This window comes from Bradyrhizobium iriomotense, from assembly GCF_018130765.1.
Taxonomy (GTDB): Bacteria; Pseudomonadota; Alphaproteobacteria; order Rhizobiales; family Xanthobacteraceae; genus Bradyrhizobium; species Bradyrhizobium iriomotense_A.
The window spans coordinates 121984-148042 of sequence record NZ_JAFCJZ010000013.1; the positions used below are offsets into that span (position 1 = coordinate 121984).

Here is a 26059-nt window from a genome sequence, read left to right on the forward strand (position 1 = left end):
TTCCGCTACTTCCGCCCGGCGGGCGGCGGCGTCGCCATCGCGGCGGCCGGCTCCGGCGGCGTCAGATGGCGCGGGACGATGATGGTCTGGCCCGGGGTGAGCTGCGCGTTCTCTGCAAGCGAGTTGCTCTGTGCGAGCGTCCACAGCGGCACGCGATTGGCTGCGGCGATGCTCTCCAGGGTGTCGCCGCGGCGCACCGGCACCCGCACGCCGCTATCCCACAGTTCAACCAGCGCATCCGCGGGCACGAGATAGCGCAGCGGCACGGCATCAGGCTGGGTCTGCGGCGGAATGCGCGGCAGCTGCGTCACCATCTCGACGATCTGGCGATGGATGTCGTCGGACTTCTCGATATTGATGTGCGAGACGCGGCTGTTCTCTTTCAGATCGTAGCTCGCGTAATGGCCGCGAAAGCCGGGCACCGCCACGACATCGCCGCCGCCGAGCACGCTGTCGGACAGGAAGATGTTGATGAAGCGCTCGACGTTGAGCGGCACGTCGCCGGTCGCATGCGCGGGATCGATGGCAATCACGAGGCTGATCGGGATGTTCTCCTTGGCCGCCATCTCGGAGATGACGACCGAGCACAGCCCACCCATGGAGTGGCCGATCAGCACGATCGGCGCCGGGCTCTCCTTGTAGCTGGCGATGGCGCGGTTGCCGATCAGCCGGCAGATCGTGAATTCATAAACGTCGGCCGAGAAGCCGGCCTGCGTCAGCTTCTCGCTGAGCCGGTCCATGCCGGTCGAGAAGATCGGCCCCATGGCACCGCGGAACAGGTAGATTTTCGGCGGCGGCAGCGGCTCGGCGGGCGGAGCGGGAGGCGGCGCTGTGGCCGTCACGGCCGGGCGCTTCGACTTGGCGGGTGAGGCCACGGCTATGCCGTTGCCCAAGGCAAGCAGCGCCACCGCTGCCAGCACGACTAGCCGCCTCAAATCAATCATCAGTCCAGCAGTCCCACCGCGGGAGGCAAGGGCCTCTCCCAAACCGGCTTAGTGACGACCGATTGGGTGGTTTTTGGGGCACGGGAACTTGGGCGCGACGCACCGCCGCGCGCATCAAGGCTCCGTGACCTGCCGGATGGGTGCGCTGCCGGCCCGTCACTGCCTGCCCTTGAGGCGGCTGCGATGCGCGGCTTGCTTGGCGCGGTTGCCACAGACCGCCATGATGCACCACCGCCTCGCGCGCCTGCGGGTGTGATCGGCGAACAGCATCGTGCAGTTATGGCCCTCGCACGCCTTCACATCGGAAAAGTCTTCCTCGCAAACGAACTTCGCCATCGCCTCGCCGATGGGCAGCAGCAGGGCCTGCGGTGAGCGCCAGCGCCGCATCATCCGCAGCGCGAGGCCATGATTGCTGTCATCCTGCCGCGGTTCGATACGACTGAACATTTCGTCTTGTTGCAAAAGGCTGCTCAGCGGACCGAGCTCCTCCAGCGCGCTCGGCCCAAGCGGCCGGCCCGTATGCTCCAGTACAAATCCCCTGAACCATTCGCGCAACGCGCGCGCCTCGCCAGCGACCTCGTCGAGCTCGCCGGGCTTTGCGTGCGCCTTCAACGTGTCGAGCTCCTCCGCCGGCACCAGCTTCGCCTGGGCGAGCCAATCGATCAGGCCATCGCCATCGTCAAGCCAATCGACGGGCGTATCGACTGGCGTCGCCACCGAGTTGAGGAAATCGAGGCCGAGCGAGTCGGCGATGAACATGGCGGGCGGGCGATCCATGGGCGGTCCTTGGCCGTCGAAACAACGTCACCGTTAGTAACCAGTAAAATGCATATTGACAAGTTACTCATGGTCTACGTAACCTAAATTAAGGCTCTTAACGGGTTACTATCAGCAATGGAGACGGTCATGACCCCGACCACCTACCGCACCGCCGACGTCGATGGCTTCAAGGTGTTCTATCGCGAGGCCGGCTCTCGAGGTGCGCCGAAGCTGCTGCTGCTGCACGGCTTCCCGAGTGCCGGCCACATGTTCCGCGACCTGATCCCGCTGCTCGCCGACAAATTCCACATCGTCGCGCCGGACCTGCCCGGCTTCGGCCAATCCGACATGCCGGCACGAGAAAGCTTCCGCTACACCTTCGACAACGTCGCGCAGGTGATCGAGCGCTTCACTGAAGTGATCGGCTTCGATCGTTTCGCAGTCTACGTCTTCGACTATGGCGCGCCGACCGGCTTCCGGCTCGCGCTGCGTCACCCCGAACGGATCACCGCGATCATCTCGCAGAACGGCAACGCCTATGAGGACGGGCTGAGCGACGGCTGGACGCCGATCAAGGCTTATTGGCAGGACCCCACGCCGGCCAACCGCGAGGCGCTGCGTGCCTTCCTCACGCCGGAGGCGACGCGCTGGCAGTACACCCATGGCGTCCCCGATCCGACCTTGGTGTCGCCGGACGGACAGAACCTCGACAATTTCTATCTGGCGCGTCCGGGCTCCGATGACGTGCAGCTCGATTTGTTCGGCGACTACAGGAGCAACGTCGCGCTCTATCCGTCATTCCAGGAGTATTTCCGCAAGCACAAGCCGCCGTTCCTCGCGGTCTGGGGCAAGAACGATCCGTTCTTCATTCCGCCCGGCGCCGAAGCGTTCAAGCGCGACAATCCCAATGCGGTCGTGCAGTTCTTCGACACCGGCCATTTCGCGCTGGAGACGCATGCGAAGGAGATCGCGGAGAGCATTCGCGCGTTCCTGAAGTGACGAGAGTTGTGGCGATCGTCGATTGCCACATTGCGTGCCGGCCTAAAGCGGCAGCATCCGGTTCAAGAGGTCGAGCAGCGTGCGCTGCTCGGCTTCGCTCAGCGGAGCCAGCATCTTCCGATTATACGGCTCCGTCAGCCTTGCTCCCTCGGCAATGAGCTTTGCACCCTTTGGCGTGAGCATGAGCTCGACCGCACGGCGATCGGACTTCGAGCGGTTGCGCTTGATGAAGCCGGACGATTCGAGCTCGTTCAGGATCTTGATCAGGTTCGGTAGGCGCAGTCGAAGAAGGCTGGCAAGGCTGCTCGGCGGCACGCCGGGATTGTCGCGAATGACGGCGAAGATCGCATAGGTTGCCGGCGTCAGGCCCAGTGCGGCGAATTCCTCATAGAAGCCTTCGAAGAACTTCAACTGCGCGAGGCGCAGCATGAAGCCGGGCGTGCGCTGAAGCGCACTCAGATCCAGCGTTTTCTCCTGCTGCTCAGCAGATTTTGCTCCGGATTTCGTGGTCTTCGGGCTCATGATTTGCAATCCAAGGCGGGTCGAATTGACACTCTCAAAAATAGCTATAAAATATAACTATTATTAAGCGGCACCAAGACCGCCCATGGGAGAGGGACACAATGAACAGCAAATTTCTGCATAAATTGTGCATGTTGGCCGCGATGCTGACCGCGGCGCCGGCGTTCGCGCAGGACGTGGTGAAGATCGGCATCCTCAACGACCAGTCCGGTCCGTTCGCGAGCTATCAGGGCATCGGCTCGGTCGTCGCCGCCAAGATGGCGGTCGAGGATTACGGCGGAAAGGCCGCCGGCAAGCCGGTCGAGGTCGTCGCGGCCGACCATCAGAACAAGACCGATATCGGGATCGGCATCGCCCGGCGCTGGTACGAGAACGAGAGCGTCGATGCGATCTTCGACATCCCGAACTCGTCGATCGCGCTCGCGGTCGCCGGCATGAGCGCCGAGAAGAACAAGGTGTTCGTCGGATCGGGCGCCGGCACGGTGCTGCTGACCGGCGAGAAGTGCACGCCCAACACCGTGCACTGGACCTACGACACCTATGCCTACGGACGCGGCCTCGGCAAGGCGATCGTGCAGCAGGGCGGCAAGAAGTGGTTCTTCATCACCGCCGACTACGCCTTCGGTCACGATCTGGAGAAGCAGGCCGCGGAGGCCGTGAAGGCGTCAGGCGGCGAGGTGCTCGGCAGCGTGCGGCATCCGCTGGGAACGGCCGACTACGCCTCCTTCCTGCTTCAGGCCCAGGCATCGGGCGCGAACGTCGTCGGCTTCGCCAACGCCGGCGACGACACCATCACCTCGATGAAGCAGGCTGCCGAATTCGGGCTGACCAGGGATCATAAGCTGGTCGGATTGATCCTCGGCATGAACGGCCTTCCCGCGCTCGGCCTGAAATTTGCGCAAGGCGCGCAGATCATGAACCCGTTCTACTGGGATCTGAACGACGGCACGCGGGCCTTCGCCAAACGCTTCGCCGAGCGCATTCCATCGAAGGCCTATCCGAACGATATGCAGGCCGGCGTCTATGCCTCGGTCATTCACTACCTCAAGGCGGTCGACAAGGTCGGCAGCGCCAGGGACGGCAAGGCCGTCGTCGCCGCGATGAAGGAGATGCCGACCGACGATCCGCTGTTCGGCAAGGGCTATATCCGCAAGGACGGGCGCAAGATCCACCCGCTCTACCTGCTCCAGGTCAAGGCACCGGAGGAATCGACGTCGGCCTGGGATCTGCTGAAGGTCGTCGCCACCATAAAGGGCGAGGACGCATTCCGCGCCGAGAGCGAAGGCCAATGCCCGCTTAGCAAGCAATAGCAGCGGAGCTGACCATGAGCGGCATCGCATCGAGCCCGGTCGACCCGTTTGCGCCTGACTTCCTGATGGACCCTTATCCTGCCTATGCGGCGCTACGCGCGCTCGGGCCCGTGTTCGAATTGGAGCATTACGGCGTGTGGGCCATGGCCGGCTATGCCGAGGTCGAGCCGGCGCTGAAGGACTGGAAGACGTTCATCAGCGGCGAAGGCGTCGGGCTCCACGGCATGAATCCGGCGCTGCCAAAACCGCTGACGCTCCAGATCGATCCGCCCGACCATGATAAGGGCCGCCGGGTGCTCGGCCGGACGCTGTCTCCGGGCGTCGCAAGGAAGCTGCGCGAGACGTTTCAGCAGGAGGCCGAGAAGAAGGTCTCGGAGCTGATCGACAAAGGCACCTTCGATGCCGTGACCGATCTTGCGGAAGCCTATCCGATGAAGGTGTTTCCGGACGCGATCGGCATCCGGCCAGACGGCCGCGAGAAGCTTTTGGCCTGGAGCACGTTCGTGTTCAACAGCTTCGGCCCGGAGAACGAGATAGCCGCGGCTTCAAGGAAGGAAGGCCTCGCGGCGCAGAGCTGGATCATGGAATGTTGTGCGCGAGATGCGCTACGGCCCGACAGCCTCGGCATGATGATCTACCAGGCGGCCGACGAGGGCGAGATCACCGAGCACGAGGCAACGCATCTGGTGCGGCCGTTCCTCACCGCCGGGATCGACACCACCGTCAACGGCATCGGCAACACCCTGCTCGCGCTCGCCACCCATCCGGAGGAATACCGCAAGCTCCACCATAAGCCGGAGCTGGCACGCAACGCGTTCGAGGAAGGCCTGCGCTATGATTCACCGGTGCAGACGTTCTTTCGCACCACCTCGCGCGACGTCGAGATCGCAGGCGGCGTGATCCCCGCCCACCGCAAGGTGTTGCTGTTCATGGCCTCCGCCAACCGGGATCCAGCGCGGTGGGACAGAGCCGACCGCTTCGACGTCGAACGTGTCGCGACCGGGCATGTCGGCTTCGGCGCCGGCATCCACGCCTGCGTAGGCCAGATGATCGCGCGCCTGGAAGGCGAATTGATCTTCAGCGAGCTCGCAAGGCGCGTGAAGACGATCGAGCTCACGGCCGAGCCGAAACGCAGGCTCAACAATTCGCTGCGCGGGCTGGAGACCATGCCGGTCCGCGTGACGGCCGCTTAGGCTGCGTCACACGATCCGGGCATGGGCGTCGCTCAGTTCCGCGGCGCTGTTGCCGCCGCCGACCGCGCGGACCGCGGCGCGCCGGGTTCGGCGACGGGAGCCGCCGGAGCGCGCGAGCGCATGATCGCGGCGTCGATCTCGGCGATGACGCGGCGCTGGATCGCCTCGTTCTTGTCGATCGAGATGTGGCCGACGCCGGTGCCGCGCACGTCGACATTGTCGAGCTTGCCGCGCAGGCCCGCCGCGGCCCGCACCGGCTCGCCGGGACCGTCGCCGATATAGATGTTGATGTAGCGTTCGGCACCGGTCGAGAGCTTGGTCTTGAACACGGAATCGAGGCCGATCGCGAGCTTCACGGGCACGCCGAGCTGGTTGAGCTTGGCGATCATGTCAGGCAGCGCGGTCGCGCCGGAGGAATGGCCGACCAGGATGATGGTCTTGATGCGGCCGGCCCGGTAGGCGGTCGCGGCTTCATCGGCGAGCGAGGACCAGGACACGAAGTTGGCGACGGTCACCGGGATGCCCTGCGCCTGGAGGCGGGAGCCGATCGTGTCGAGCCCGAGCGAGAAGATGTTGAGCACGCCGCGCAGCAGATAGACATGCGTGGTCTGGACCGCAGCCTGGGTTGGCGCGGCCTTGGCGGTGGTCGGGTTGATGGCAACAGCTGACAGCAGAAGCAGACAGATCGCCCACGCGCGGAGGGCGGGCAATTGGCTGGCGCCGGCGGTGTGACGGCCGTTCGGTCTCATCTCAATGTTTTCCCTGGGGACAATACGCTTCGCGATTGGCCGGAATCGTAGCCATGGCCCGCTCGCAGACGCAACAAAGAGCCGCGTGAGCGACAATCTTAGCCGCAGCCCGTGGCGGTTGCGCAACACTTGCCCGGAACCTGCCACCGAAGGGCCCGTTTTGAGGCCATTTTTCTCCAGCCGATTGCGGCCGGGCAAGGGCATTCCTATCTCAGGGCTCCGCTGACCGCCCTCCCGGGCCGGTTCCAGCCTCCCTCCCCCACCCTGCCGGCCATCATGTCCTCCATCATCTCCGTCGCCAATCTGTCGAAGACCTATGGGTCCGGCTTCAAGGCGCTCAAGAACGTCAATCTCGATATCAAGCGTGGCGAGATTTTTGCTCTGCTCGGCCCGAATGGCGCCGGCAAGACCACGCTGATCTCGATCATCTGCGGCATCGCCAATCCGAGTGAAGGCAAGGTCCTGGTCGGCGGCGAGAACATCCAGACCTCATACCGCAAGGCGCGCTCGCTGATCGGCCTCGTGCCGCAGGAATTGCACACCGACGCCTTCGAGAGCGTGTGGGCGACCGTGAGCTTCTCGCGCGGCCTGTTCGGCAAGCCGAAGAACCCCGCGCATATCGAGAAGGTGCTGAAGGACCTCTCGCTCTGGGACAAGAAGGACAACAAGATCATCACGCTCTCCGGCGGCATGAAGCGCCGCGTGATGATCGCGAAAGCGCTGTCGCACGAGCCGCAGGTCCTGTTCCTGGACGAGCCAACCGCCGGCGTCGATGTCGAGCTGCGCAAGGGCATGTGGGAGGTCGTGCGCACGCTGCAGCAGTCCGGCGTCACCATCATCCTCACCACGCACTACATCGAGGAAGCCGAGGAAATGGCCGACCGCATCGGCGTCATCAACAAGGGCGAGATCGTGCTGGTCGAGAACAAGGCGACCTTGATGCAGAAGCTCGGCAAGAAGCGGCTGACGCTGCACTTGCAGAACAAGATCTCCTCGCTGCCGGAAAGCCTCGCGCAGTACGAGCTCGACCTCTGCGATGCTGGCGCGACGCTGGTCTACGATTACGACACCAAGGGCGAGCGCACCGGCATCACCAGCCTGCTCAGCGACCTCCGCAACGCCGGCATCCGTTTCAACGATCTCGACACGACGCAATCGTCGCTCGAGGACATATTCGTCGACCTCGTGAGGACGTCATGAATCACCGCGCCATCCGCGCCATCTATCTGTTCGAAATGGCGCGCACCTGGCGCACGCTGCTGCAAAGCATCGTCTCGCCCGTCGTTTCGACTTCGCTCTATTTCGTGGTGTTCGGCGCTGCGATCGGCTCGCGCATCAGCCAGGTCGAGGGCGTCAGCTACGGCACCTTCATCGTGCCGGGCCTGATCATGCTCTCGGTGCTGACGCAGAGCATCGCCAACGCCTCCTTCGGCATCTACTTCCCGAAATTCACCGGCACGATCTACGAGATCCTGTCGGCGCCGATTTCCTATTTCGAGATCGTGCTCGGCTATGTCGGCGCCGCCGCGACCAAGTCGATCATCCTGGGCCTGATCATCCTGGCGACGGCCGGCCTGTTCGTGCCGCTGCACATCCATCATCCCATCTGGATGCTGACTTTCCTGGTGCTGACGGCGGTGACGTTCAGCCTGTTCGGCTTCATCATCGGCATCTGGGCCGACGGCTTCGAGAAGCTGCAAATGATCCCGATGCTGGTGGTGACGCCGTTGACCTTCCTCGGCGGCAGCTTCTACTCCATCGACATGCTGCCGGCGGGCTGGCGCACGGTCGCGCTGCTCAACCCGGTCGTCTATCTGATCTCGGGCTTCCGCTGGAGCTTCTACGAGATCGCCGACGTCAGCGTTTCCGTCAGCATCGGCATGACGGTGGCGTTCCTGGTGGCCTGCCTGATCGTGATCTGGTGGATTTTCCGCACCGGATATCGGCTGAAGAACTGATGGCTGTCATTCCGGGGCGCCCGAAGGGCGAACCCGGAATCCATTCATCTACCGCCTCTGCCGCCTGATGGATTCCGGGTTCGCGCCAAGCGCGCCCCGGAATGACGGCGGAAGTCTTCACCTGTAGCAATGGAAGCGGTGGTAGCCGTCGTAGTACCCACGACAGTGGCGATAGTGGCGGTGAGGAATGCCGAACACGCCCTCCACCGCACCGACGGCGCCGCCAACACCGGCGCCGACCGCACCACCAACCACGCCTCCTACGGGACCGGCGATCCGGTTACCTTCGTAAGACCCTTCCTGGGCGCCGCGCACGATGCCTTGAGCATGACCAGTTCGAGGCAACGAGAGCAGTGCAAGCAGGATAGCGGCGGCTGCGAACAGCAGGCGGACGGGGAATCCAGTCGGCAGGACGGCGGCGGTGACGCGGGCTTTGTTCATCTTCAGTCCCAGGGAAGTACAGAGTAAACGGCGGCGAAAGCCGCCAATCGGCAGCCCATCATCAACGCGCCGAGCGGCCAATGGTTGCGTCTTTGTGACGAATTGTCGGCGATGTGAACGCATGTCCGCTCGCGAAAATGTCAGCATCGGCGCTGGCCGCGCGGCACAAAGCGGCCTTGCTTACATCAGACATCACGTTAACGATGGGTCGGCGGGCCGCTGGAACGGAAGCCGGATTGCAGACATATTGCACGCCGGGGGACGGAGAGCCGCGGTGTTATTGTTTGAGCATGATCTTTTCGGAAAACCGCTACACACTTTTCCGGATCATGCTCTAGCGTGAACAGGCCGGAGGCCAGAAGTCAGATGCGTTTCCAGATGCGTTCATTTTTTATCGCTTTCACCTCGCTGATGCTTTTGAGCGCGGGCACCGCGCAGGCCAAGGTCGAGATCACCGTCGACAAGGACAATCAGCAGATGACCGTCGCGGTCGACGGCGTCGCGCGCTATCACTGGCCGGTGTCGACAGGCATCCCCTCCCGCGAGACGCCGGCCGGCGCCTTCCGCGCCTTCCGCATGGAAGAGGATCACTACTCCAAGGAATTCGACGACGCGCCGATGCCGCACGCGATCTTCTTCACCAAGGTCGGGCACGCCATCCACGGCACGGACTCGGTCGGCCGGCTCGGCTCGCCGGCCTCGCATGGCTGCGTGCGCCTGTCGCGGCAGAACGCATCGACGCTCTATGCGCTGGTGCAGCAGCAGGGCGTGCTCAACACCACGGTGACGCTGACCGGCTCGGCGCAGGTGGCGCTGGCGCGCAATCCGCGCGGCCGCACCAACAATGCGGTAGCCCGCGCCCAGCAGCCGGCAGAGGAGCAGTATGCGACCACGGGCGATCCCGTGAACCTGACGCCGCCGCAGCAACCCGCCCGCCGTTACATGCCGCAGGACGACAATTACATCTATCCGGCGGACGGCAGCGACACCGGCGCGCGCTATCCGGCACCGCGCCCGATCACGCGCCCCTATGGCACGCAGGCCTATCAGCAACTGCCGCAGCCGACCTACGACCAGGGCTATGGCCAGCAGGGCTACTATTATCAGCAGCAGCAGCCTCGCCAGTATTATCAACCGCGCGGCTATTACTATCAGAACTGACGCAGCCGCCATCAACCGCCCTCACCGGTCGAGGCATCATGCCGTCCCGTGCCACGACGATCCTGACCGTGCTCTCGGTTCTCGCCGCAGGACACGCCATTGCAGGACAAGCCATGGCCTTTGATCTCGAGGCGCATCGCGGCGGGCGGGCGCTGCTGCCGGAAAACACCCTGCCCGCCTTCGCCAACGCGCTGTCGATGGGCGTCGACACGCTGGAGCTCGACGTCGGCGTCACCGCCGATGGTGAGGTCGTCATCTCGCATGAACGCGGGCTCAACCCTGATATCACACGGGATGCGAGCGGCGCCTATGTGGCTGCGCCCGGCACGCCCTTTGTCAAGCTGCGGCTTGACGACGTCAGGGCCTATGACGTCGGCCAGATCCGCCCCGACAGTGCCTATGCCAGGCAATTCCCCGAACAGCGCGCCGTGCCGGGGACGCGCATCCCTACGCTGAAGCAGCTGTTCGCGCTGGTGCGCAAATCGGGCAACACCAATGTGCGCTTCAACATCGAGACCAAGATCGATCCGAACCATCCGGACGAATCCCTCGATCCGCAAGGATTCGTCGCAAAGCTGCTCGGGCTGATCGAGGCCGAAAAATTCTCCGATCGCGTCATGATCCAGTCGTTCGACTGGAGGACCCTGCAGCTCGTCCAGCAGCAGGCGCCGACGATTGCAACCGTGTACCTGACGCTTCAGCGCGGCTCGGCTCCGACGGTGGCGCTGGACAAGGCCACTGGCTGGACCGCGGGTTTCAGCCCGGCCGATCACGGCGGCTCACTGCCGCGAACCATCAAGGCTGCGGGCGGCGCGATCTGGTCGCCCTATTTCGGCGACGTGACCGCGGCGCTGGTCACTGAAGCCCATGCGCTCGGATTGCGCGTCGTGGTCTGGACGGTCAACAAGCGTGAAGACATGGCGCGCATGATCGAGACCGGCGTCGACGGGATCATCTCGGACAATCCGGACCTGTTGCGGCAGGTCGCCGGCGAGAAGGGAATTGCGCTGCCGGCAGGAACGCCGGTGGAGCCGTAAGCCGTCTCGTGTCCCGGACGCGGTGCAGCGTGCAACGCTGCTCCGCAGAGCCGGGACCCAGAATGCCGTACCATGGGCCCCGGCTCGGCAGCGCATCACCATAGCGTGTCGAAGACGCGCGTAAACGCGCTTATGGTGCTGCGCAGCGTCCGGGGCACGAGTCTCCTACGCGGCGAAACGTCCCTACTCCCCGTCCCTCAAACGCCGGTACAGCGCGCCCAGGATGTTCGAGTAGTCGTCGGTCCAGACCCGCACCCGGTCGTCGGCTTCGGTCTGCTCCCACGATTTGGAGGCGGCGAGCTTGCCGACGTCTTCCTCCTCGCGCGCGGAGATGACGACGTCGGTCGAAAAGATGTAGTCGGAATCGCGGCCCGAATCCTCGTTGAAGACCCAGCTCTTGAGATCGTTGGCATCGGCAATGCCGACCACGACGGTCTCGAGATCGAGGTGGCGGTTGGAGACGTGCATCACCACCGCGCCGTGCGGGGCGAGCTTGTCCTTGTAGATCTTCATCGCCTCTTCGGTCGCAAGATGGATCGGGATCGCATCGGACGAATAGGCATCGACGATGATGAGATCGTAGGCGCCGTCGGGCTCCTTGGCGAAGGTGAGGCGCGCGTCGCCGATGACAGGCTTTAGGTCCGGCAGGCAACTCGAGATGTAGCGGAAATTCTTGGGGTCACGCGCGGCATCCACCATCGACTGGTCGATCTCGAAAAATTTCCAGTCTTCCCCCGGCTCGGCGGCGCAGGCGAGCGTGCCGGAGCCAACGCCGATCGCAGCGACCTTGAGCGGCGTGCCCTTGCGCTCGCGGATCGCGGTCACGGCCTGACCGATGCCGCCGTCCTTGTGGTAGTAGGTGATCGGTTCGGGCCGGCCGGTGACCGGCGTGCCGTCATTGTTGCGGAAGCGCTCGGCGCCGTGAATCGTGGTGCCGTGCATCAGCACGTGGAAATAGCCGCCGGGCGTCTCCACGATCTTGTGCACGCCGAAGAAGCTGCGCACGGTGGTGACGCGACCCTCGTCCGCCGGATAGACCCGGATCAACGTCAGCGCCAGCGCGACGGTGGCGAAGATCTTCCAGCGCCCGGCATTGAGCGCCAGCGTCAGCAGCGCGGCGAGCACGCCGACAGCGCCGGCAACCCAGACGCGGTGATCTTCGAACCAGGTCGAGAGATTGCCGGTGGTCGTGGACGGCGCGATCAGCGCCACCGCGAGCGCGGCGAGCGCCAGCCAGTACCATCTCACGATGCCGGCGAGGCGTTCGTTCGCGGACGGTCGGCACAGCGCGGCGAGCGCGATCAGGATCGGATATTCGGCGATCCAGGAGAAGGTGAAGGGCGCGACCAGGCCGGCAAAGAGGCCGCCGACCATGCCGCCGAACGACAGCGCGACATAGAAGCCGGTGAGATATTTGGCCGCCGGCCTCGTCCGCGCCAGTTCGCCATGACAGGCCATGGCGATGACGAAGAAGCACAATTGATGACCGCCGAGCGTCAGCAGCAGGTTCTGCTCGCCGCCGAACGCGAGCAGGACGACGACGCCCGCGATCGCGACCGGCTGGAGCATCAGCATCCATTTGTGCGGCAGCAGCGGTCGCGACTGGAACACGACCACCCAGGTCAGCAGGTACAGCGACAGCGGCAGCACCCAGAGCAGCGGCGCGGCCGCAACGTCGGTCGAGATGTGCGCGGTCACTGCGATGAGCAGGCCCGACGGCACCGCAGCGAGGAAAATCCAGCGCAGCCGCGTCAGGAGGCTTGGTGCTGGCGCATTGACGTCCTCGCTTCGCGCATCGGCGACCGCCAGCTTCGGCGAGCGCAACAACAGCACGCCGCAGCCGCCGATCAGGAGGATCAGGAGGCCGTAACCGCCGGTCCAGAACCGGTTCTGGGTGTGCAGCGTGAACATCGGCTCTAGCAGGAACGGATAGGACAACAGCGCCAGGAAGCTGCCGATGTTGGAGGAGGCATAGAGGAAATAGGGATCGTGCCCGGCGGGATGGCCGGTGCGGACGAACCAGGCCTGCAGCAGCGGATTGTTGGCGGCCAGCGCGAAGAACGGCAGCCCGATCGAGACCACGAACAGGCCGAGCAGCCAGAACGCATAGCCCGAAGCGGGCGGCTCGCCATAGGCCGACGCAATGCCGAGCGGCAAAGTGGCGAAGGCCGCGACCAGCAGCACCAAATGCACCGCGACCGGAACGATTCGGTTCCTCGCCTGCATCAAGAGATGCGCATAGGCATAGCCCGCCAGCAGCAGCGACTGGAAGAACACCATGGCCACCGACCACACCGCCGGCGAGCCGCCGAGCCGCGGCAGCACCATCTTCGTGAACAGCGGCTGCACCGAGAACAGCAGCAGCGCGCTGACGAAGATCGCAGCGGTGTAGACCGTCAGCAGCAGCCGGTTGCGCGACGACGAAGGCTGCTCCGTGGCGGCGGGTTGCACGATCGAATCCATGAAAGCTCCGGCAAAACCCCGGCGGGCGCCGGACGGGGTGCAATGGAGCACAAGGCGCCTGAACGGGCAATAAAGGGTGTCGTGATGTTGCAGCGAGGATTGCTTGATATAGAGATGTCATTCCGGGTCCGGTTCTTCCGACCGTCCCGGAATGACCCGGGAACATTTTGAATCTCTCATGAGCGAAACCGACGTCCTCATCATCGGCGCTGGCCATAATGGCCTCACCTGCGCGGCCTATCTCGCGGCGGCGGGCCTGCGCGTGCGTGTGGTCGAACGGCGCAAGGTGGTCGGCGGGGCGGCGGTGACGGAGGAGTTTCACCCCGGCTTTCGCAATTCGGTCGCGGCCTACACCGTGAGCCTGCTCAATCCGCAGGTGATCAGTGATCTCAAGCTCGCTGAACAGGGCCTGCGGGTCGTCGAACGACGCGCCCAGAACTTCCTGCCCGCGCCCGACGGCAGCTATCTCCTCACCGGCGAGGGGCGGACCAAAGCGTCAGTCGCGCGGCTCAGCGCGCATGATGCGGAAGCGCTCGACGGCTTCTCGCGCGAGCTGGAGGATATCGCCGACGTGCTCAGGCAATTCGTGCTGCGCGCGCCGCCGAACCTGCTCGACGGCTTCGGCACGAACGCGATCCGCGAGGCCGTGAACGCATTGCAGAGCGCCAACATCCTGCGCGGCCTGACTCTGGAGCAAAGCCGCAGCCTGCTCGATCTCTTCACCCGCTCGGCCGGCGAGATGCTCGACGAACGTTTCGAGCACGATCTGGTCAAGGCGCTGTTCGGCTTCGACGCCATCGTCGGCAATTACGCCAGCCCCTACGCCGCCGGCTCGGCCTATGTGATGCTGCATCACGCCTTCGGCGAGGTGAACGGCAAGAAGGGCGTCTGGGGCCACGCCATCGGCGGCATGGGCGCAATCACGCAAGCCATGGCGCGCGCCGCCAGGGATCGCGGCGTCGCGATCGACACCGATGCGGGCGTGCGCGAGGTGATCGTCGAGCGCGACCGCGCGGTCGGCGTGGTGCTGGAGAACGGCGAGACGATCCGCGCCAAATATGTCGCGGCCAACGTCAATCCAAAGCTGCTGTATACGCGGCTGATCGCGGCCGACGCGCTGCCCCAGGATTTCCTCGCCCGCATCAGGCACTGGAAGAACGGCTCTGGCACCTTCCGCATGAACGTGGCGCTGGACCGCCTGCCCTCCTTCACGGCGCTATCAGGCGAGGGCGATCACCTCACCTCCGGCATCATCCTGGCGCCAAGCCTTCCCTACATGGATCGCGCCTATCTCGATGCGCGCGCGCTGGGCTGGAGCCGACAGCCTGTCGTCGAGATGCTGATCCCCTCGACGCTCGACGACACGCTGGCGCCGGCAGGAAAACACGTGGCGAGCCTGTTCTGCCAGCACGTCGCGCCGGAGCTTCCCGATGGAAAGTCCTGGGACGACCATCGCGACGAGGTCGCCGATCTCATGATCGCGACTGTGGACAACTACGCGCCGGGCTTCGCATCCAGCGTGCTCGGCCGCCAGATCCTCTCCCCGCTAGACCTCGAACGGCAGTTCGGCCTGTTAGGGGGCGACATCTTCCACGGCGCGCTGACGCTGAACCAGCTGTTTTCGGCGCGGCCGATGCTGGGCCACGCCGATTATCGCGGGCCCCTGAGGGGCCTCTATCACTGCGGCTCCGGCGCCCACCCCGGCGGCGGCGTCACCGGCGCCCCCGGCCACAATGCGGCGCGCGTGATCCTGCGGGACCACCGCGCGCTGTTCGGAAGCCGTGGATAGGTCTGTGGATGGGCTGTGCACAGGCTGTCGAGATGTCTGCGGTCAGACCGAGGACTCGATCCGGACATGCAGGGGAAAAGGCGGTGGACAACCGCGGGACAGTAAGGGGATGAGCCGGTGGACGACGCCTTGATAAATGGCTGATGGCCTGTGGACACCACCGCCCCAAAACGACCTCGCCCGCCGAGGGCAATTCCCCGCGCGGGCGCTCGTCTGGAGATCTATGAAGAAAATTGCCCCCGCTGGAAATTGGAGGCGGAAATTACTTCAAGGAGCTGCTAATCGAACCGAACTTGTCGTTCATCGTGCTGCCCAGGCTGTTCACCACAGTGATGATCGCCAGAGCGATACCGGCCGCGATGAGGCCGTATTCGATTGCGGTTGCACCGGATTCATCGGACCAGAACTTCAAAACCATGCGCTTCAAGACACGCCTCCATCTCAATTACAAGCTGCGTTGGTTGGCCCCAACGGCCGCAAATCTACGGGATGCGACCTTCGGTCCAGTTAATCCCGAGATTCAACTTATGCGGAAAATTGAGCGCAAAAGTTCCAAAAATTGAACCCGACGGACCTCCGAGGATGCAGCCTTCCCCCACCCACCGCGCCAGTTTCTCGATCGGCACCGAGGCCGCCGCAAGGCGCGTTGTCGATGTGCTCACCGAGGTGTTTTTCGAGGGCGATGCAGCGGTCGCCGCGTTCGAGCGGCCGGACGGCCAGTGGGACGTGACGCTGCATTTCGCCGAGCCGCCGGACCAGCCATGGCTGCGCGAACTCATTGCAACTTCAGCAGGAAATGAGATCGCCGAGACGCTTGCCTTCGACACCGTCGAGGCCAAGGACTGGGTCAAGGCGAGCCTGGAGGATCTGGTCCCGGTGCCGGCCGGGCGCTTCGTCGTGCACGGCAGCCATGACCGCGATCGTGTGCCGCCGAACAAGCTCAAAATCGAGATCGAGGCGGCGCTCGCCTTCGGCACTGGACACCACGGCACCACGCGCGGCTGTTTACTCCTGCTTGACCATGTCCTGAAGAGTTCCCGTCCGCGCAACGTGCTCGACCTCGGCACCGGAACCGGCGTGCTGGCCATTGCGGCGGCGAAGGCGCTGCACCACGCGGTGCTGGCTTCCGACATCGACCCGCCCTCGGTGCGGGTGGCGGCGGAGAATGCGACGCTGAATGAAACCGGTCATCATGTGCGGGTGATCCGCGCGACCGGCTTTGCCGCGCCGGATTTTGCCCGGGCCGGCCCGTTCGACCTGGTGCTGGCCAACATCCTCGCCAACCCGCTGCGGCAGCTGGCAAGCCCGATGGTGCGACACCTCGCGCCCGGCGCCCGCGTCATCCTCTCCGGCCTGTTGACGCATCAGGCCCCCGCCGTGATCGCCGCCTACCGTGCGCACGGCCTCGTGCCATTGCGGCATCTGCGGATCGAGGAGTGGAGCAGTCTGTTGCTGAGGAAGGTCTCGTAGGGCGGATTAGCGAAGCGTAATCCGCCAACGCATGTCGCACCAAAATGGTGGGTTACGCCTTCGGCTAACCCACCCTACGGCATGATCGTTGCCGCCTTACTCCGCCGGCTTCTCGTCGCGGCGCACGACGCGCTCGGCCTGCAGGGCACGCCTGGCGCGACGCTCGGCGAAACGGTCGATCATCTGGCTAATGAGGCCGCGCGGCTTCTTCGGTCCCGTTGCGGCCGGAGCGCGGCGCACCGGCGGCGAGATCTTCTCAAACGTGAACGCTGGCATCGTGTGTCCCCTCGCCGTTGAGATGAACCACTTGCTCGAATTTCCCTGTTATCCGGACGAAGCGCAACTGCCGCATCCTTTACTCCACTCAATTCGAATGGAACATTTTCAAGCACAGTCCATGCCAGATGCGATGGAAATGCGTCTAGATTGCGGACTGATGCCCATGATCCTAGAGTGATCCACATGTTCGAAGCGCACTTCCAGACATTCGAGGAGCCCGAGGCCGGCGTCGCGTTAACCGCGCGCCTTGCTGCACTCCGCGAAGAACTCGCCCGCCGCAAGCTGACCGGCTTTGTCATTCCGCGCGCCGACCAGCAGCAGAACGAATATGTGGCACCCTCGGAAGAGCGGCTGGCCTGGCTGACCGGCTTCACCGGTTCAGCGGGCTTCGCGGTGGTGCTGACCCGCGAGGCCGCATTGTTCGTCGATGGCCGCTACACGCTGCAGGCGGCCAAGCAGGTCGACGCCAAGGCCTGGGCGGTGGAATCGCTGATCGATCCGCCGCCGGAAAGCTGGGTGTCGGCGCATCTGAAGGCCGGCGATCGCCTCGGATTTGATCCGTGGCTGCACACTTTTGCGGCAGCCGAGCGCCTGTCCGCCGCCTGCGCCAAGGCCGGCGCCGAGCTGGTGCCGGTCGACGGCAATCCGGTCGATGCGATCTGGCATGACCGGCCGCCGCCGCCGCTTGCCCCCGTCGCCGTGCACAGCCTCCAGCATGCCGGTGTCACCGAAGCCGAGAAGCTGACGCAGATCAGGGGCGAGATCGCCAAGCTCGGCGCGGATGCGCTGGTGCTGTCGGACAGCCATGCGGTGGCCTGGACCTTCAACATCCGCGGCGCCGACGTCGCGCACACGCCGCTGCCGCTGTCCTACGCGCTGGTGCCGAAGGACGGCCGCCCCACCATCTTCATCGACCACCGCAAGCTCTCCAACCTCTCGCGCGATCATCTCGAGCAATCCGCCGATGTGCGCGAGCCCGACGCGATGGCGCCGACGCTGATGGCGCTCGCCAAAAGCGGGGCGGCGATCGCGCTCGACAATGCGACCGCGGCCGAGGCGCTGAGCCGGCTGATCGCCGGCGCCGGCGGCAAGCCGGTGCGCGGCAGCGATCCGATTGCATTGTTGAAGGCGGTCAAGAACGCGACCGAGATCAAGGGCACGAAGACGGCCCATGTGCGCGACGCCGTGGCGCTGGCGCGCTTCCTGGCGTGGGTCGATCGCGAGGCACCAAGCGGCAAGCTCACCGAGATCGACGCAGTCGAGGCGCTGGAGACCTTCCGCCGCGACACCGGCGCACTGAAGGACGTGTCGTTCCCGACCATCTCGGGCACCGGCCCGAACGGCGCCATCGTGCACTACCGCGTCACCCGCAAGAGCAACCGGCGGATCGCGCCCGGCGATCTCCTGCTGATCGATTCCGGCGCGCAATATGAAGACGGCACCACCGACGTCACGCGCACCATGGCGGTGGGCGAGCCGACTGCCGAGATGCGCGACCGCTTCACCCGCGTGCTGCGCGGACACATCGCGATCGCGCGCGCGGTCTTCCCCGACGGCACCACCGGCGCACAGCTCGACACGCTGGCGCGGCAATATCTCTGGGCCGCCGGCGTCGATTTCGAGCACGGCACCGGCCACGGCGTCGGCAGCTATCTTTCGGTGCATGAGGGACCGGCCCGGATCTCGAAGCTCGGCACCACGCCGCTGAAGCGCGGCATGATCCTCTCCAACGAGCCCGGCTACTACAAGACCGACGGCTTCGGCATCCGCATCGAGAATCTCGAGCTGGTGGTCGAAGCCAGCATCAAGGGCGCCGAGAAGCCGATGAACGCCTTCGAGACGCTGACCCTGGCGCCGATCGACCGCCGGCTGATCGACGTGACGATGCTGAACAATGACGAGCTCGACTGGCTCAATGCCTACCATGCGCGCGTGAGGGCCGAGGTGCGGCCGGCGCTGGACGAGGCGACCGGAGCCTGGCTCGATCAGGCGACGGCGGAGCTGAAGGCGTAGCGCGCGTGCCGGAGCGCGACGCATAGCACTACGCGATTTGTGCAAGGCTGTCTCTCCGCCACAACTGTCATGCCCCGCGAAGGCGGGGCATCCAGTATTCCAGAGACAGCAAAAGTATCCGGATAGGCCGCGGCGAACTGGATTCCCCGCTTTCGCGGGGAATGACACCTGTTGATACCGCGCGAGCAACGCGCCCAATCGGTCGCCATCGCGCTGTTATTATAACCGTCCCAAAATCCGAATAGCCGCATTCCGAAACGCCGATATCCGTCTTGCGTGAGCACGCTACAGTCGATTCGGATTTCATCGAGACGGACACGCATGCACGGCATGATCAGCAGGCCGCCGGAAGCGGCAACGAAGACCATCGCGACCTCGCGCGTGATGCTGCTGTTGCTCGTCTGCATGACGGGCGTTGCGCCGATCTCGCTTTACATGCTGGTTCCAGCGCTCCCCGTGCTGGCGACGACGTTTGGCAGCGACATCTCGGTCGCGCAGATGACCGTGTCCCTGTACATGGTCGGCATCGCCTGCTCGCAACTGATCATGGGCCCGCTGTCCGACAAATTCGGGCGGCGCCCGGTGCTGCTCGCAGGGCTCGCGCTGATGGTCGCGGCAAGCATCGGCTGTGTCTTCGCCGGGAGCCTGCCGCAACTGATCGCTGCACGTTTCTTCCAGGCGCTCGGCGGGGCTACCGGCATGGTGGTGAGCCGTGCCATCATCCGCGATCTCTACGCGCGCGAGCGCGTCGGCGCCATGATCAGCCTCGTCATCGCCGTCATGATGATCGCGCAGATGCTCTCGCCGCTGACCGGCGGCCTGATTGAGACCGCGTTCGGCTGGCGCGCGATCTTCTACGCGATTACCGCAGGCTCTCTTGCGGTCGCGATCGGCATCGCGCTCGCGCTGCCGGAGACGCGCCGCGACCGTGCAGGCGGCAGCGGCTTTCGCGGCGATGTCGGCAGCCTGATCAGGAACCGCGCCTTCGTCGGCTACGTGCTGTGCCAGGTGCTGGCCTCGCAGATCATCTTCACCTTCGCCGGTGGCGGTCCGTACATCGTGGTGACGCAGATGGGCCGAACCACCGTCGAATATGGCGCGTGGTTTGCCACTAGCAGCCTCGCCTTTCTCGTTGGAAATCTGCTCTGCGTGCGCTTTGCGCCGCGTCACTCGCTGGAGAAGCTGATCTGGTTCGGGCTGGCGCTGCAGCTCGGCGGCAGCATCTTGAACCTGCTTTGGAGCTTAACGGGACTGAACGCGACCCCACACTGGCTGTTCGGCACCCAGATGATCGTGATGGCCGGCAACGCCATCGTGATGGCAAATTCCGCAGCCGGCGCCATCAGCGTCCGCCCCGAGGCCGCCGGCACGGCGTCGGGCGCGATGGGCTTTCTGCAACAGGGCCTCGGCGCGCTGATGTCGCAGTTCGGCGCCTATCTCGGCGGCCACTCGACGACGGCGCTGCCGCTGACCGCGGCGATCCTGGCGATCTCGCTCCTCTGCGCCTGCACGATGATCTTCGTCGTCCCGCGCCGCGAAGTTGTGGTGAGCGAAGAGCTGATCGAGCAGGCGGAGGAGGAAGAGACGGGGATGATGTGAGGGGCGCTGTGCGCCCTTCCCTTCCCCTCTCCCCTTGTGGGAGAGGGTGGCTCGCCGCAAAGCGGCGAGACGGGTGAGGGGTATGTCTCCGCGCAGGTTACTCTCAATCGCGCTTGTGGATGCAACCCCTCATCCGGCGCTTCGCGCCACCTTCTCCCACAAGGGGAGAAGGAAGAAAGCATCACTCTCCGATCAGCTTCAGCCACTCGTCTTCAGTCAGCACCTTGACGCCGTGCTTGTTGGCTTCCGCGAGCTTTGAGCCCGCGCCGGGGCCGGCGACGACGAGATCGGTCTTCTTCGACACCGAGCCCGACACTTTCGCCCCTAAACGCTCCGCGGTCGCCTTCGCTTCATCCCGCGTCATCTTCTCCAGCGAGCCCGTGAACACCACGGTCTTGCCGGCGACGGGCGAGTTGCTCTTCGGCTTCTCGGCGTCGACGATCTCGACCTCCCTGGTCAGGCGCTCGACGATGCCGCGATTGTGGCTCTCGCCGAAATAGTCGGCGATGCTCTTGATCACGGTGTCGCCGATCTGGTCGAGCGCGTCCATCTCGGCCATCGCCTCCTCGTCACCCTTGGCGACCTTGAGGCAGGCATCGTGGAAGGCGTCCCAGGAGCCATAGCCGCGCGCCAGCGCCAGCGCAGTGGTCTCGCCGACATGGCGCATGCCGAGCGCGTAGACGAAACGCTCCAGCGCGATTTTGCGCCGGCTTTCGATGGCGCCGAACAGGTTGCGCACCGAGGTCGCGCCGTAGCCCTCGATCTCCTCGAGCTTGAGTTTTGCGTTGCGCTTCTCCAGCGTGAAGATGTCGGCGGGCTCCTTCACCCATCCTTCATCGAAGAAATACTGGAGCTGCTTCTCACCGAGACCATCGATGTCGAAGGCGCGCCGCGACACGAACAGCTTGAGATGCTCGATCTTCTGATAGGGGCATGCAAACTCGCCGCTGCAGCGGGCGCGGGACTCCTCCTCGCCGGCGGCCGTCTCGCCGCGCACGACGTCGGTGTGCAGCGGGCATGGGCACTTCTTCGGGAACTGGAATTCCTTCGCCGTCTTCGGCCGCTTGTCGAGGACGACGTCGACAATCTGCGGGATGACGTCGCCGGCGCGCTGGATCACGACGGTGTCGCCGATCCTGATGTCGCGCCCCTCGCGCAGCACCTCGCCCTTGTTGCCGATGCCCTTGATGTAGTCCTCATTGTGCAGCGTGACGTTCTGCACAATCACGCCGCCGACGCCGACCGGCTCGAGCTTGCCGACCGGCGTGAACGAGCCGGTGCGGCCGACCTGGATCTCGATGTCGCGCAGCACCGTCATGGCGCGCTCCGCCGGAAATTTGTGCGCGATGCCCCAGCGCGGCGTGCGCGAGACGAAGCCGAGCCGCTCCTGCCAGTCGATGCGGTCGACCTTGTAGACGACGCCGTCGATGTCGTAGTCGAGCTCGGCGCGCTCCTCCTCGATCCGCTGATGGAACGCGATCAGCTCCTCGACCGAGTGGCACAGTTTCGTCAGCGGATTGGTCTTGAAGCCGCAGCGCTCGAACCAGCCGATCATGCCGCTCTGCGTATCCTCCGGCATCGCGCTCATCTCGCCCCAGGCATAGGCGAAGAAGCCGAGAGGGCGCGAAGCCGTGATGGCCGGATCCTTCTGCCGGAGCGAGCCCGCGGCCGAGTTGCGCGGATTGGCGAAGATGGTGTCGCCCGCCGCCTTCTGCCGCTCGTTGAGCGCGAGGAAGGCCTTCTTGGTCATGTAGACCTCGCCGCGCACCTCGCAGATGTCGGGGACGTTGCGGCCCTTCAGCTTCTGCGGCACGTCTTCGAGGGTGCGGATATTGGCGGTGACGTCCTCGCCCACCGCACCGTCGCCGCGGGTCGCCGCGGTGACGAGCTCGCCGCCCTCATAGCGCAACGACATCGAGAGACCGTCGATCTTTGGCTCGGCAGAGAAGTTGATCTTGTCGTCGTCGAGCTTCAGGAAACGCACGATGCGGCCAACGAAGTCGCGCACGTCCTCTTCGGCAAAGGCGTTGTCGAGCGACAGCATGGGCACGGAGTGCGAGACCTTCTTGAAGCGACCCGACGGTGCCGCGCCGACCTTCTGCGAGGGCGACTCCGCGCTGACGAATTCCGGAAACCGCTTTTCGATCGCGTTGAAGCGCTGGCGCAGCGCATCGTATTCGGCGTCGGTGACGGTGGGCGCATCCTCCTGATAGTAGCGCTCGTTATGTCCCTCGATTTCGAGTGCGAGCCGCATATGCTCGACCTTGGCCTGCGCCTTGGTGAGCTCAGTGACGTCGCGAGGCGGTGTTGCTTTGGATTTTGCTGCTCTTGCCATGGTGCTTGGATACGACGGAGCGGGCGGGAGGGTAAAGGCGGGAAAAGTTGTGTGCCCCGGACGCGGCGCAGCGCTTCCCTGGCGATGCGAAGCATCGTCCAGCTCAGCGGTGCGCCGCAGAGCCGGGGCCCATGCGGCGGCATTCTGGGTCCCGGCTCTGCGGAGCAGCGCTATGCGCTGCGCCGCGTCCGGGACAAGTGAATCAAGCCGTCGCCGCCTTCAGCAGCCTCTCCGCGGCCGCCCTCGCCTCGGCCGTGATCTCGGCGCCGGCGAGCATGCGGGCGATCTCCTCGCGGCGGTGGTCGGCGGCGAGCGCATTGACGCGGGTGGCGACGCGCTTGCCCTTGTCGAGGGCGTCCTTGGAGATGAGAAGGTGCTGGTCGGCCCGCGCGGCGACCTGCGGAGCATGGGTCACGGCCATCACCTGCACCTTGCCGGCAAGCCGCGCCAGGCGCCCGCCGATGGCATCCGCAACCGCGCCGCCGACGCCTGAGTCGATCTCGTCGAACACCAGCGTCGGCGCCGAACCGCGGTCGGACAACACGACCTTGAGCGCCAGCAGGAAGCGCGACAGCTCGCCGCCGGAGGCGACCTTCATCATCGGCCCCGGCTTGGTGCCCGGATTGGTCTGCACCCAGAACTCGACGCGGTCGAAGCCCTGCGGGCCCGGCGCGGCCTCGTCGGTCTCGACCTGGGTCATGAACTTGGCGCGCTCGAGCTTGAGCGGGGCGAGCTCGGCATTGACGGCCTTGTTGAGCTTCTCCGCCGATTTCTGCCGCGCCAGTGACAGCTTCTTGGCGGCGGCAGCATAGCGGCTATCCGCCTCGATCGCGGCCTGCTCCAGCTTCTTCAACCGTGAGGCGCCGGCATCGATCAGCACGACGTCGGCGGCATATTTGGCGGCGAGCGCCGCGAGCCCATCCACCGGCGTCGAATATTTGCGCGAGGCGGCGCGCAGGGCGAACAGCCGCTCCTCGATGCGTTCGAGCTCGGCCGGGTCGAAATCGGTCGCGGCAAGCGCGGCCTGGAGATGCTGGTCGGCTTCCTCCAGCGCGTTGATCGCGGCGTCGATCGCCTTCACGGCGGGCTCGACCAGGGCCGGCGAGTTGACGCCGCGGCGCTCCAGCCGGCGCACCGCCGCCGACAGTGCCGCAACCGGCGAATGATTACCGCCGACCGCCTCCTGCGCCTCACGGAGGTCGGAGGCGATCTTCTCGCCCTGCATCATCGTGGTGCGGCGGTGGGCCAAGGAGGTCTCCTCGCCCTCCTTCGGCGCGAGCCGCTTCAGCTCGTCGGAGGCGTGGCGCAAATAGTCGGCCTCGCGCGCGGCGCGCTCCATGCCGGCGCGATGCTCTTCCAGAGCGGTGTTGGCGGTGCGCCGGGCATCCCACAGCTCTTCGACGGCCGCGACGTCCTTCTCCAGGCCGGCGAAGGCATCGAGCAGGCGACGGTGGGTGGCGGCATCGACCAGCGCGCGCTCGTCATGCTGGCCGTGGATCTCGACCAGCGCGGCGCCGACCGCCTTCAGCGTCTGCACGCTGATCGACTGGTCGTTGATGAAGGCACGGGTGCGGCCATCGGCGAGCTGCACCCGGCGTAGAATCATCTCGCAAGAATCTGCAACGCTCGCGTCGTCCAGCCCGTTCTCGGCCAGGATCTTCGTCGCGGGGTGATTCTTCGGGATATCGAAGACGGCGGTGACCTGCCCCTGCTCCGCGCCGTGGCGCACGAGGCCGGCGTCGCCGCGGCCGCCGAGCGCCAGCGCAAAGGCATCGAGCAGGATGGATTTGCCCGCCCCGGTCTCGCCGGTCAAAACCGCAAGGCCGGTGGCGAATTCGATATCGAGCCGTTCGATCAGGACGATGTCGCGGATCGACAGACGCGCCAGCATGGAACCCCAAATTTCCTAGCCGAGGCCATCTTGATGGCCCTAGAGGCCCATCTTCTTGAAGGTCTTGCTGATCCAGGACCCCTGATTCTCGCTCGGCTCGAGACCACCCGATTTTACAAGATTATAGGCGTCCTTGTACCAGCGACTGTCAGGAAAATTGTGGCCGAGCACGGCGGCCGCGGTCTGTGCCTCGCCGACGATGCCGATCGCCATATAGGATTCGGTCAGCCGGTAGAGCGCCTCCTCGACATGGCGCGTGGTCTGGTACTGGGTGACGACGGCCTTGTAGCGGTTGATCGCGGCGGTGTAGTCGCGCTTCTGCGCGTAGTAGCGGCCGACGTTCATTTCCTTGCCGGCAAGCTGGTCGCGGGCGCCCTCGATCTTGGCCTTGGCCGAGGTCGCATATTCGGATGTCGGATATTTGCGTACCACCTCTTCCAGCGAGGCGATCGCCTTCTCGGTGCGGGTCTGGTCGCGGCTGATGTCCGGGATCTGGTCGTAATGCGAGGCGGCGATCAGATACTGCGCATAGGCCGCATCCGGGCTGCCGGGATGCAGCGTGACGTAGCGGGTGGCGGCGCCGATGCAGCCGTCATAGTCGCCGCCCTGGTAGGAGGCGTAGGCCGACATCAGCAGCGATTTGCGGGCCCAGTCGGAATAAGGATGCTGGCGGTCGACCTCCTCGAACTTCTTGTTCGCCGCCTTCATGTCCTTCTTCTCGTTCATGAGGTACAGGCCCTCATTGTAGATCTTGTCGGCGGGCTCCTCGACGAAGGTGTCGTCCTTGGCGGTGAACTTGTCCCAGAGATCGCCGGTGCCGCAGCCGGCCAGCGGCAGCGCGAGCAGGACGAAGGTGACGGCCTGGAGCAGCCCACGGGCCGCAATCGAGGCCTTTGGCGAAATCGAAAGAGATCCGCGCGTCATACGCTGTGCCGACATAAATTTTGCCCTGACGCCCTGTGATGCGGTGCCCGCAAGCCCATGAACCCCGTCATGAGCGCGAAATGGTGCCGTGGTGCCTGCCATGCGCCCACGCCGATGTATCCAAAAACGATCCTTAACCAACCGGATAGGCAGGCATTTCGCCCGGATTAAGGCGAACGTGCCGCAATGCTAGCCGATCATGGTTACCAGGAGTTTCCCCGGG

At 64.9% G+C, this 26059-nt stretch carries 22 protein-coding genes; 11 read left to right on the forward strand and 11 right to left on the reverse strand.

Features of this window, described 5'->3' with window-relative positions:
- Nucleotides 1-5: 5 nt before the first annotated feature.
- Both JQ635_RS22440 and JQ635_RS22445 read right to left on the reverse strand, forming a co-directional pair.
- The gene (locus tag JQ635_RS22440) at nucleotides 6-944 is read right to left on the reverse strand and encodes a LysM peptidoglycan-binding domain-containing protein (RefSeq protein ID WP_211411940.1); all 939 of its coding nucleotides are present in this window, start codon (nucleotides 942-944) and stop codon (nucleotides 6-8) included.
- 156 nt (nucleotides 945-1100) lie between these two features.
- Nucleotides 1101-1721 (reverse strand): CGNR zinc finger domain-containing protein, encoded by a 621-nt coding sequence (locus tag JQ635_RS22445; protein ID WP_211411941.1) that lies wholly within the window; start codon nucleotides 1719-1721, stop codon nucleotides 1101-1103.
- 129 nt (nucleotides 1722-1850) lie between these two features.
- On the opposite strand from JQ635_RS22445, the gene JQ635_RS22450 reads away from it, so the two are divergent.
- Nucleotides 1851-2702, forward strand: a complete 852-nt coding sequence (locus tag JQ635_RS22450) for an alpha/beta fold hydrolase (protein WP_211411942.1) — start codon at nucleotides 1851-1853, stop codon at nucleotides 2700-2702.
- 42 nt (nucleotides 2703-2744) lie between these two features.
- On the opposite strand, the gene JQ635_RS22455 is transcribed toward JQ635_RS22450, so the two are convergent.
- The gene (locus JQ635_RS22455) at nucleotides 2745-3224 is read right to left on the reverse strand and encodes a MarR family winged helix-turn-helix transcriptional regulator (RefSeq protein ID WP_211411943.1); all 480 of its coding nucleotides are present in this window, start codon (nucleotides 3222-3224) and stop codon (nucleotides 2745-2747) included.
- Nucleotides 3225-3325: 101 nt separating this feature from the next.
- Here JQ635_RS22455 and JQ635_RS22460 point away from each other — a divergent pair, with 101 nt between their 5' ends.
- Together JQ635_RS22460 and JQ635_RS22465 are read left to right on the forward strand one after the other, a co-directional pair.
- Nucleotides 3326-4534 carry an ABC transporter substrate-binding protein gene (locus JQ635_RS22460; protein WP_211411944.1) on the forward strand — a complete coding sequence of 403 codons (1209 nt, stop codon included), beginning with the start codon at nucleotides 3326-3328 and terminating at the stop codon, nucleotides 4532-4534.
- 14 nt (nucleotides 4535-4548) lie between these two features.
- Entirely contained in the window at nucleotides 4549-5727 is a 1179-nt protein-coding gene (locus JQ635_RS22465) for a cytochrome P450 (RefSeq protein WP_211411945.1), read from the forward strand.
- A gap of 32 nt (nucleotides 5728-5759) precedes the next feature.
- Here JQ635_RS22465 and JQ635_RS22470 read toward each other — a convergent pair whose 3' ends face one another.
- Nucleotides 5760-6476 carry a hypothetical protein gene (locus JQ635_RS22470; RefSeq protein WP_211411946.1) on the reverse strand — a complete coding sequence of 239 codons (717 nt, stop codon included), beginning with the start codon at nucleotides 6474-6476 and terminating at the stop codon, nucleotides 5760-5762.
- Between the two features lie 276 nt (nucleotides 6477-6752).
- Between JQ635_RS22470 and JQ635_RS22475 the strand changes: the two genes are divergently transcribed.
- Nucleotides 6753-7676, forward strand: a complete 924-nt coding sequence (locus tag JQ635_RS22475; protein WP_211411947.1) for an ABC transporter ATP-binding protein — start codon at nucleotides 6753-6755, stop codon at nucleotides 7674-7676.
- Nucleotides 7673-8434 carry an ABC transporter permease gene (locus JQ635_RS22480; RefSeq protein ID WP_211411948.1) on the forward strand — a complete coding sequence of 254 codons (762 nt, stop codon included), beginning with the start codon at nucleotides 7673-7675 and terminating at the stop codon, nucleotides 8432-8434. The genes JQ635_RS22475 and JQ635_RS22480 overlap by 4 nt, the downstream gene beginning before the upstream one ends.
- A gap of 117 nt (nucleotides 8435-8551) precedes the next feature.
- Here the strand turns inward: JQ635_RS22480 and JQ635_RS22485 are convergent, their stop codons facing one another.
- Nucleotides 8552-8875, reverse strand: a complete 324-nt coding sequence (locus JQ635_RS22485; RefSeq protein WP_211412081.1) for a hypothetical protein — start codon at nucleotides 8873-8875, stop codon at nucleotides 8552-8554.
- A gap of 378 nt (nucleotides 8876-9253) precedes the next feature.
- On the opposite strand from JQ635_RS22485, the gene JQ635_RS22490 reads away from it, so the two are divergent.
- Both JQ635_RS22490 and JQ635_RS22495 read left to right on the forward strand, forming a co-directional pair.
- Nucleotides 9254-10036, forward strand: coding sequence for a L,D-transpeptidase (locus JQ635_RS22490; protein WP_246583690.1), 783 nt, complete (start codon nucleotides 9254-9256; stop codon nucleotides 10034-10036).
- 38 nt (nucleotides 10037-10074) lie between these two features.
- A complete protein-coding gene (locus JQ635_RS22495; RefSeq protein ID WP_211411950.1) occupies nucleotides 10075-11073 on the forward strand; it encodes a glycerophosphodiester phosphodiesterase in 999 nt (332 codons plus the stop codon).
- A 183-nt stretch (nucleotides 11074-11256) separates the two neighbouring features.
- Here the strand turns inward: JQ635_RS22495 and JQ635_RS22500 are convergent, their stop codons facing one another.
- Nucleotides 11257-13536 (reverse strand): fused MFS/spermidine synthase, encoded by a 2280-nt coding sequence (locus JQ635_RS22500; protein WP_211411951.1) that lies wholly within the window; start codon nucleotides 13534-13536, stop codon nucleotides 11257-11259.
- A gap of 151 nt (nucleotides 13537-13687) precedes the next feature.
- On the opposite strand from JQ635_RS22500, the gene JQ635_RS22505 reads away from it, so the two are divergent.
- The gene (locus JQ635_RS22505) at nucleotides 13688-15325 is read left to right on the forward strand and encodes a phytoene desaturase family protein (protein WP_211411952.1); all 1638 of its coding nucleotides are present in this window, start codon (nucleotides 13688-13690) and stop codon (nucleotides 15323-15325) included.
- Between the two features lie 262 nt (nucleotides 15326-15587).
- On the opposite strand, the gene JQ635_RS22510 is transcribed toward JQ635_RS22505, so the two are convergent.
- Entirely contained in the window at nucleotides 15588-15743 is a 156-nt protein-coding gene (locus JQ635_RS22510; RefSeq protein WP_092021903.1) for a Flp family type IVb pilin, read from the reverse strand.
- Between the two features lie 164 nt (nucleotides 15744-15907).
- On the opposite strand from JQ635_RS22510, the gene JQ635_RS22515 reads away from it, so the two are divergent.
- Complete coding sequence (locus JQ635_RS22515) at nucleotides 15908-16795, forward strand: 50S ribosomal protein L11 methyltransferase (protein WP_211411953.1); 888 nt, start codon at nucleotides 15908-15910, stop codon at nucleotides 16793-16795.
- A 96-nt stretch (nucleotides 16796-16891) separates the two neighbouring features.
- Here the strand turns inward: JQ635_RS22515 and JQ635_RS22520 are convergent, their stop codons facing one another.
- Complete coding sequence (locus tag JQ635_RS22520) at nucleotides 16892-17071, reverse strand: hypothetical protein (protein ID WP_211411954.1); 180 nt, start codon at nucleotides 17069-17071, stop codon at nucleotides 16892-16894.
- 186 nt (nucleotides 17072-17257) lie between these two features.
- On the opposite strand from JQ635_RS22520, the gene JQ635_RS22525 reads away from it, so the two are divergent.
- On the forward strand, nucleotides 17258-19087 hold the full coding sequence (locus JQ635_RS22525) for an aminopeptidase P family protein (RefSeq protein WP_211411955.1): 1830 nt from the start codon (nucleotides 17258-17260) through the stop codon (nucleotides 19085-19087).
- A 321-nt stretch (nucleotides 19088-19408) separates the two neighbouring features.
- Nucleotides 19409-20686 carry a multidrug effflux MFS transporter gene (locus JQ635_RS22530; protein WP_211411956.1) on the forward strand — a complete coding sequence of 426 codons (1278 nt, stop codon included), beginning with the start codon at nucleotides 19409-19411 and terminating at the stop codon, nucleotides 20684-20686.
- Nucleotides 20687-20867: 181 nt separating this feature from the next.
- On the opposite strand, the gene ligA is transcribed toward JQ635_RS22530, so the two are convergent.
- From ligA to JQ635_RS22545, 3 genes are all read right to left on the reverse strand, one after another.
- Nucleotides 20868-23021, reverse strand: coding sequence for an NAD-dependent DNA ligase LigA (ligA, locus tag JQ635_RS22535; protein WP_211411957.1), 2154 nt, complete (start codon nucleotides 23019-23021; stop codon nucleotides 20868-20870).
- 202 nt (nucleotides 23022-23223) lie between these two features.
- Nucleotides 23224-24912: a DNA repair protein RecN gene (recN, locus tag JQ635_RS22540; RefSeq protein ID WP_211411958.1), complete on the reverse strand. Its 1689-nt coding sequence runs from the start codon at nucleotides 24910-24912 to the stop codon at nucleotides 23224-23226.
- A 39-nt stretch (nucleotides 24913-24951) separates the two neighbouring features.
- Nucleotides 24952-25851, reverse strand: a complete 900-nt coding sequence (locus JQ635_RS22545; RefSeq protein WP_211411959.1) for an outer membrane protein assembly factor BamD — start codon at nucleotides 25849-25851, stop codon at nucleotides 24952-24954.
- Between the last annotated feature and the right edge of the window lie 208 nt (nucleotides 25852-26059).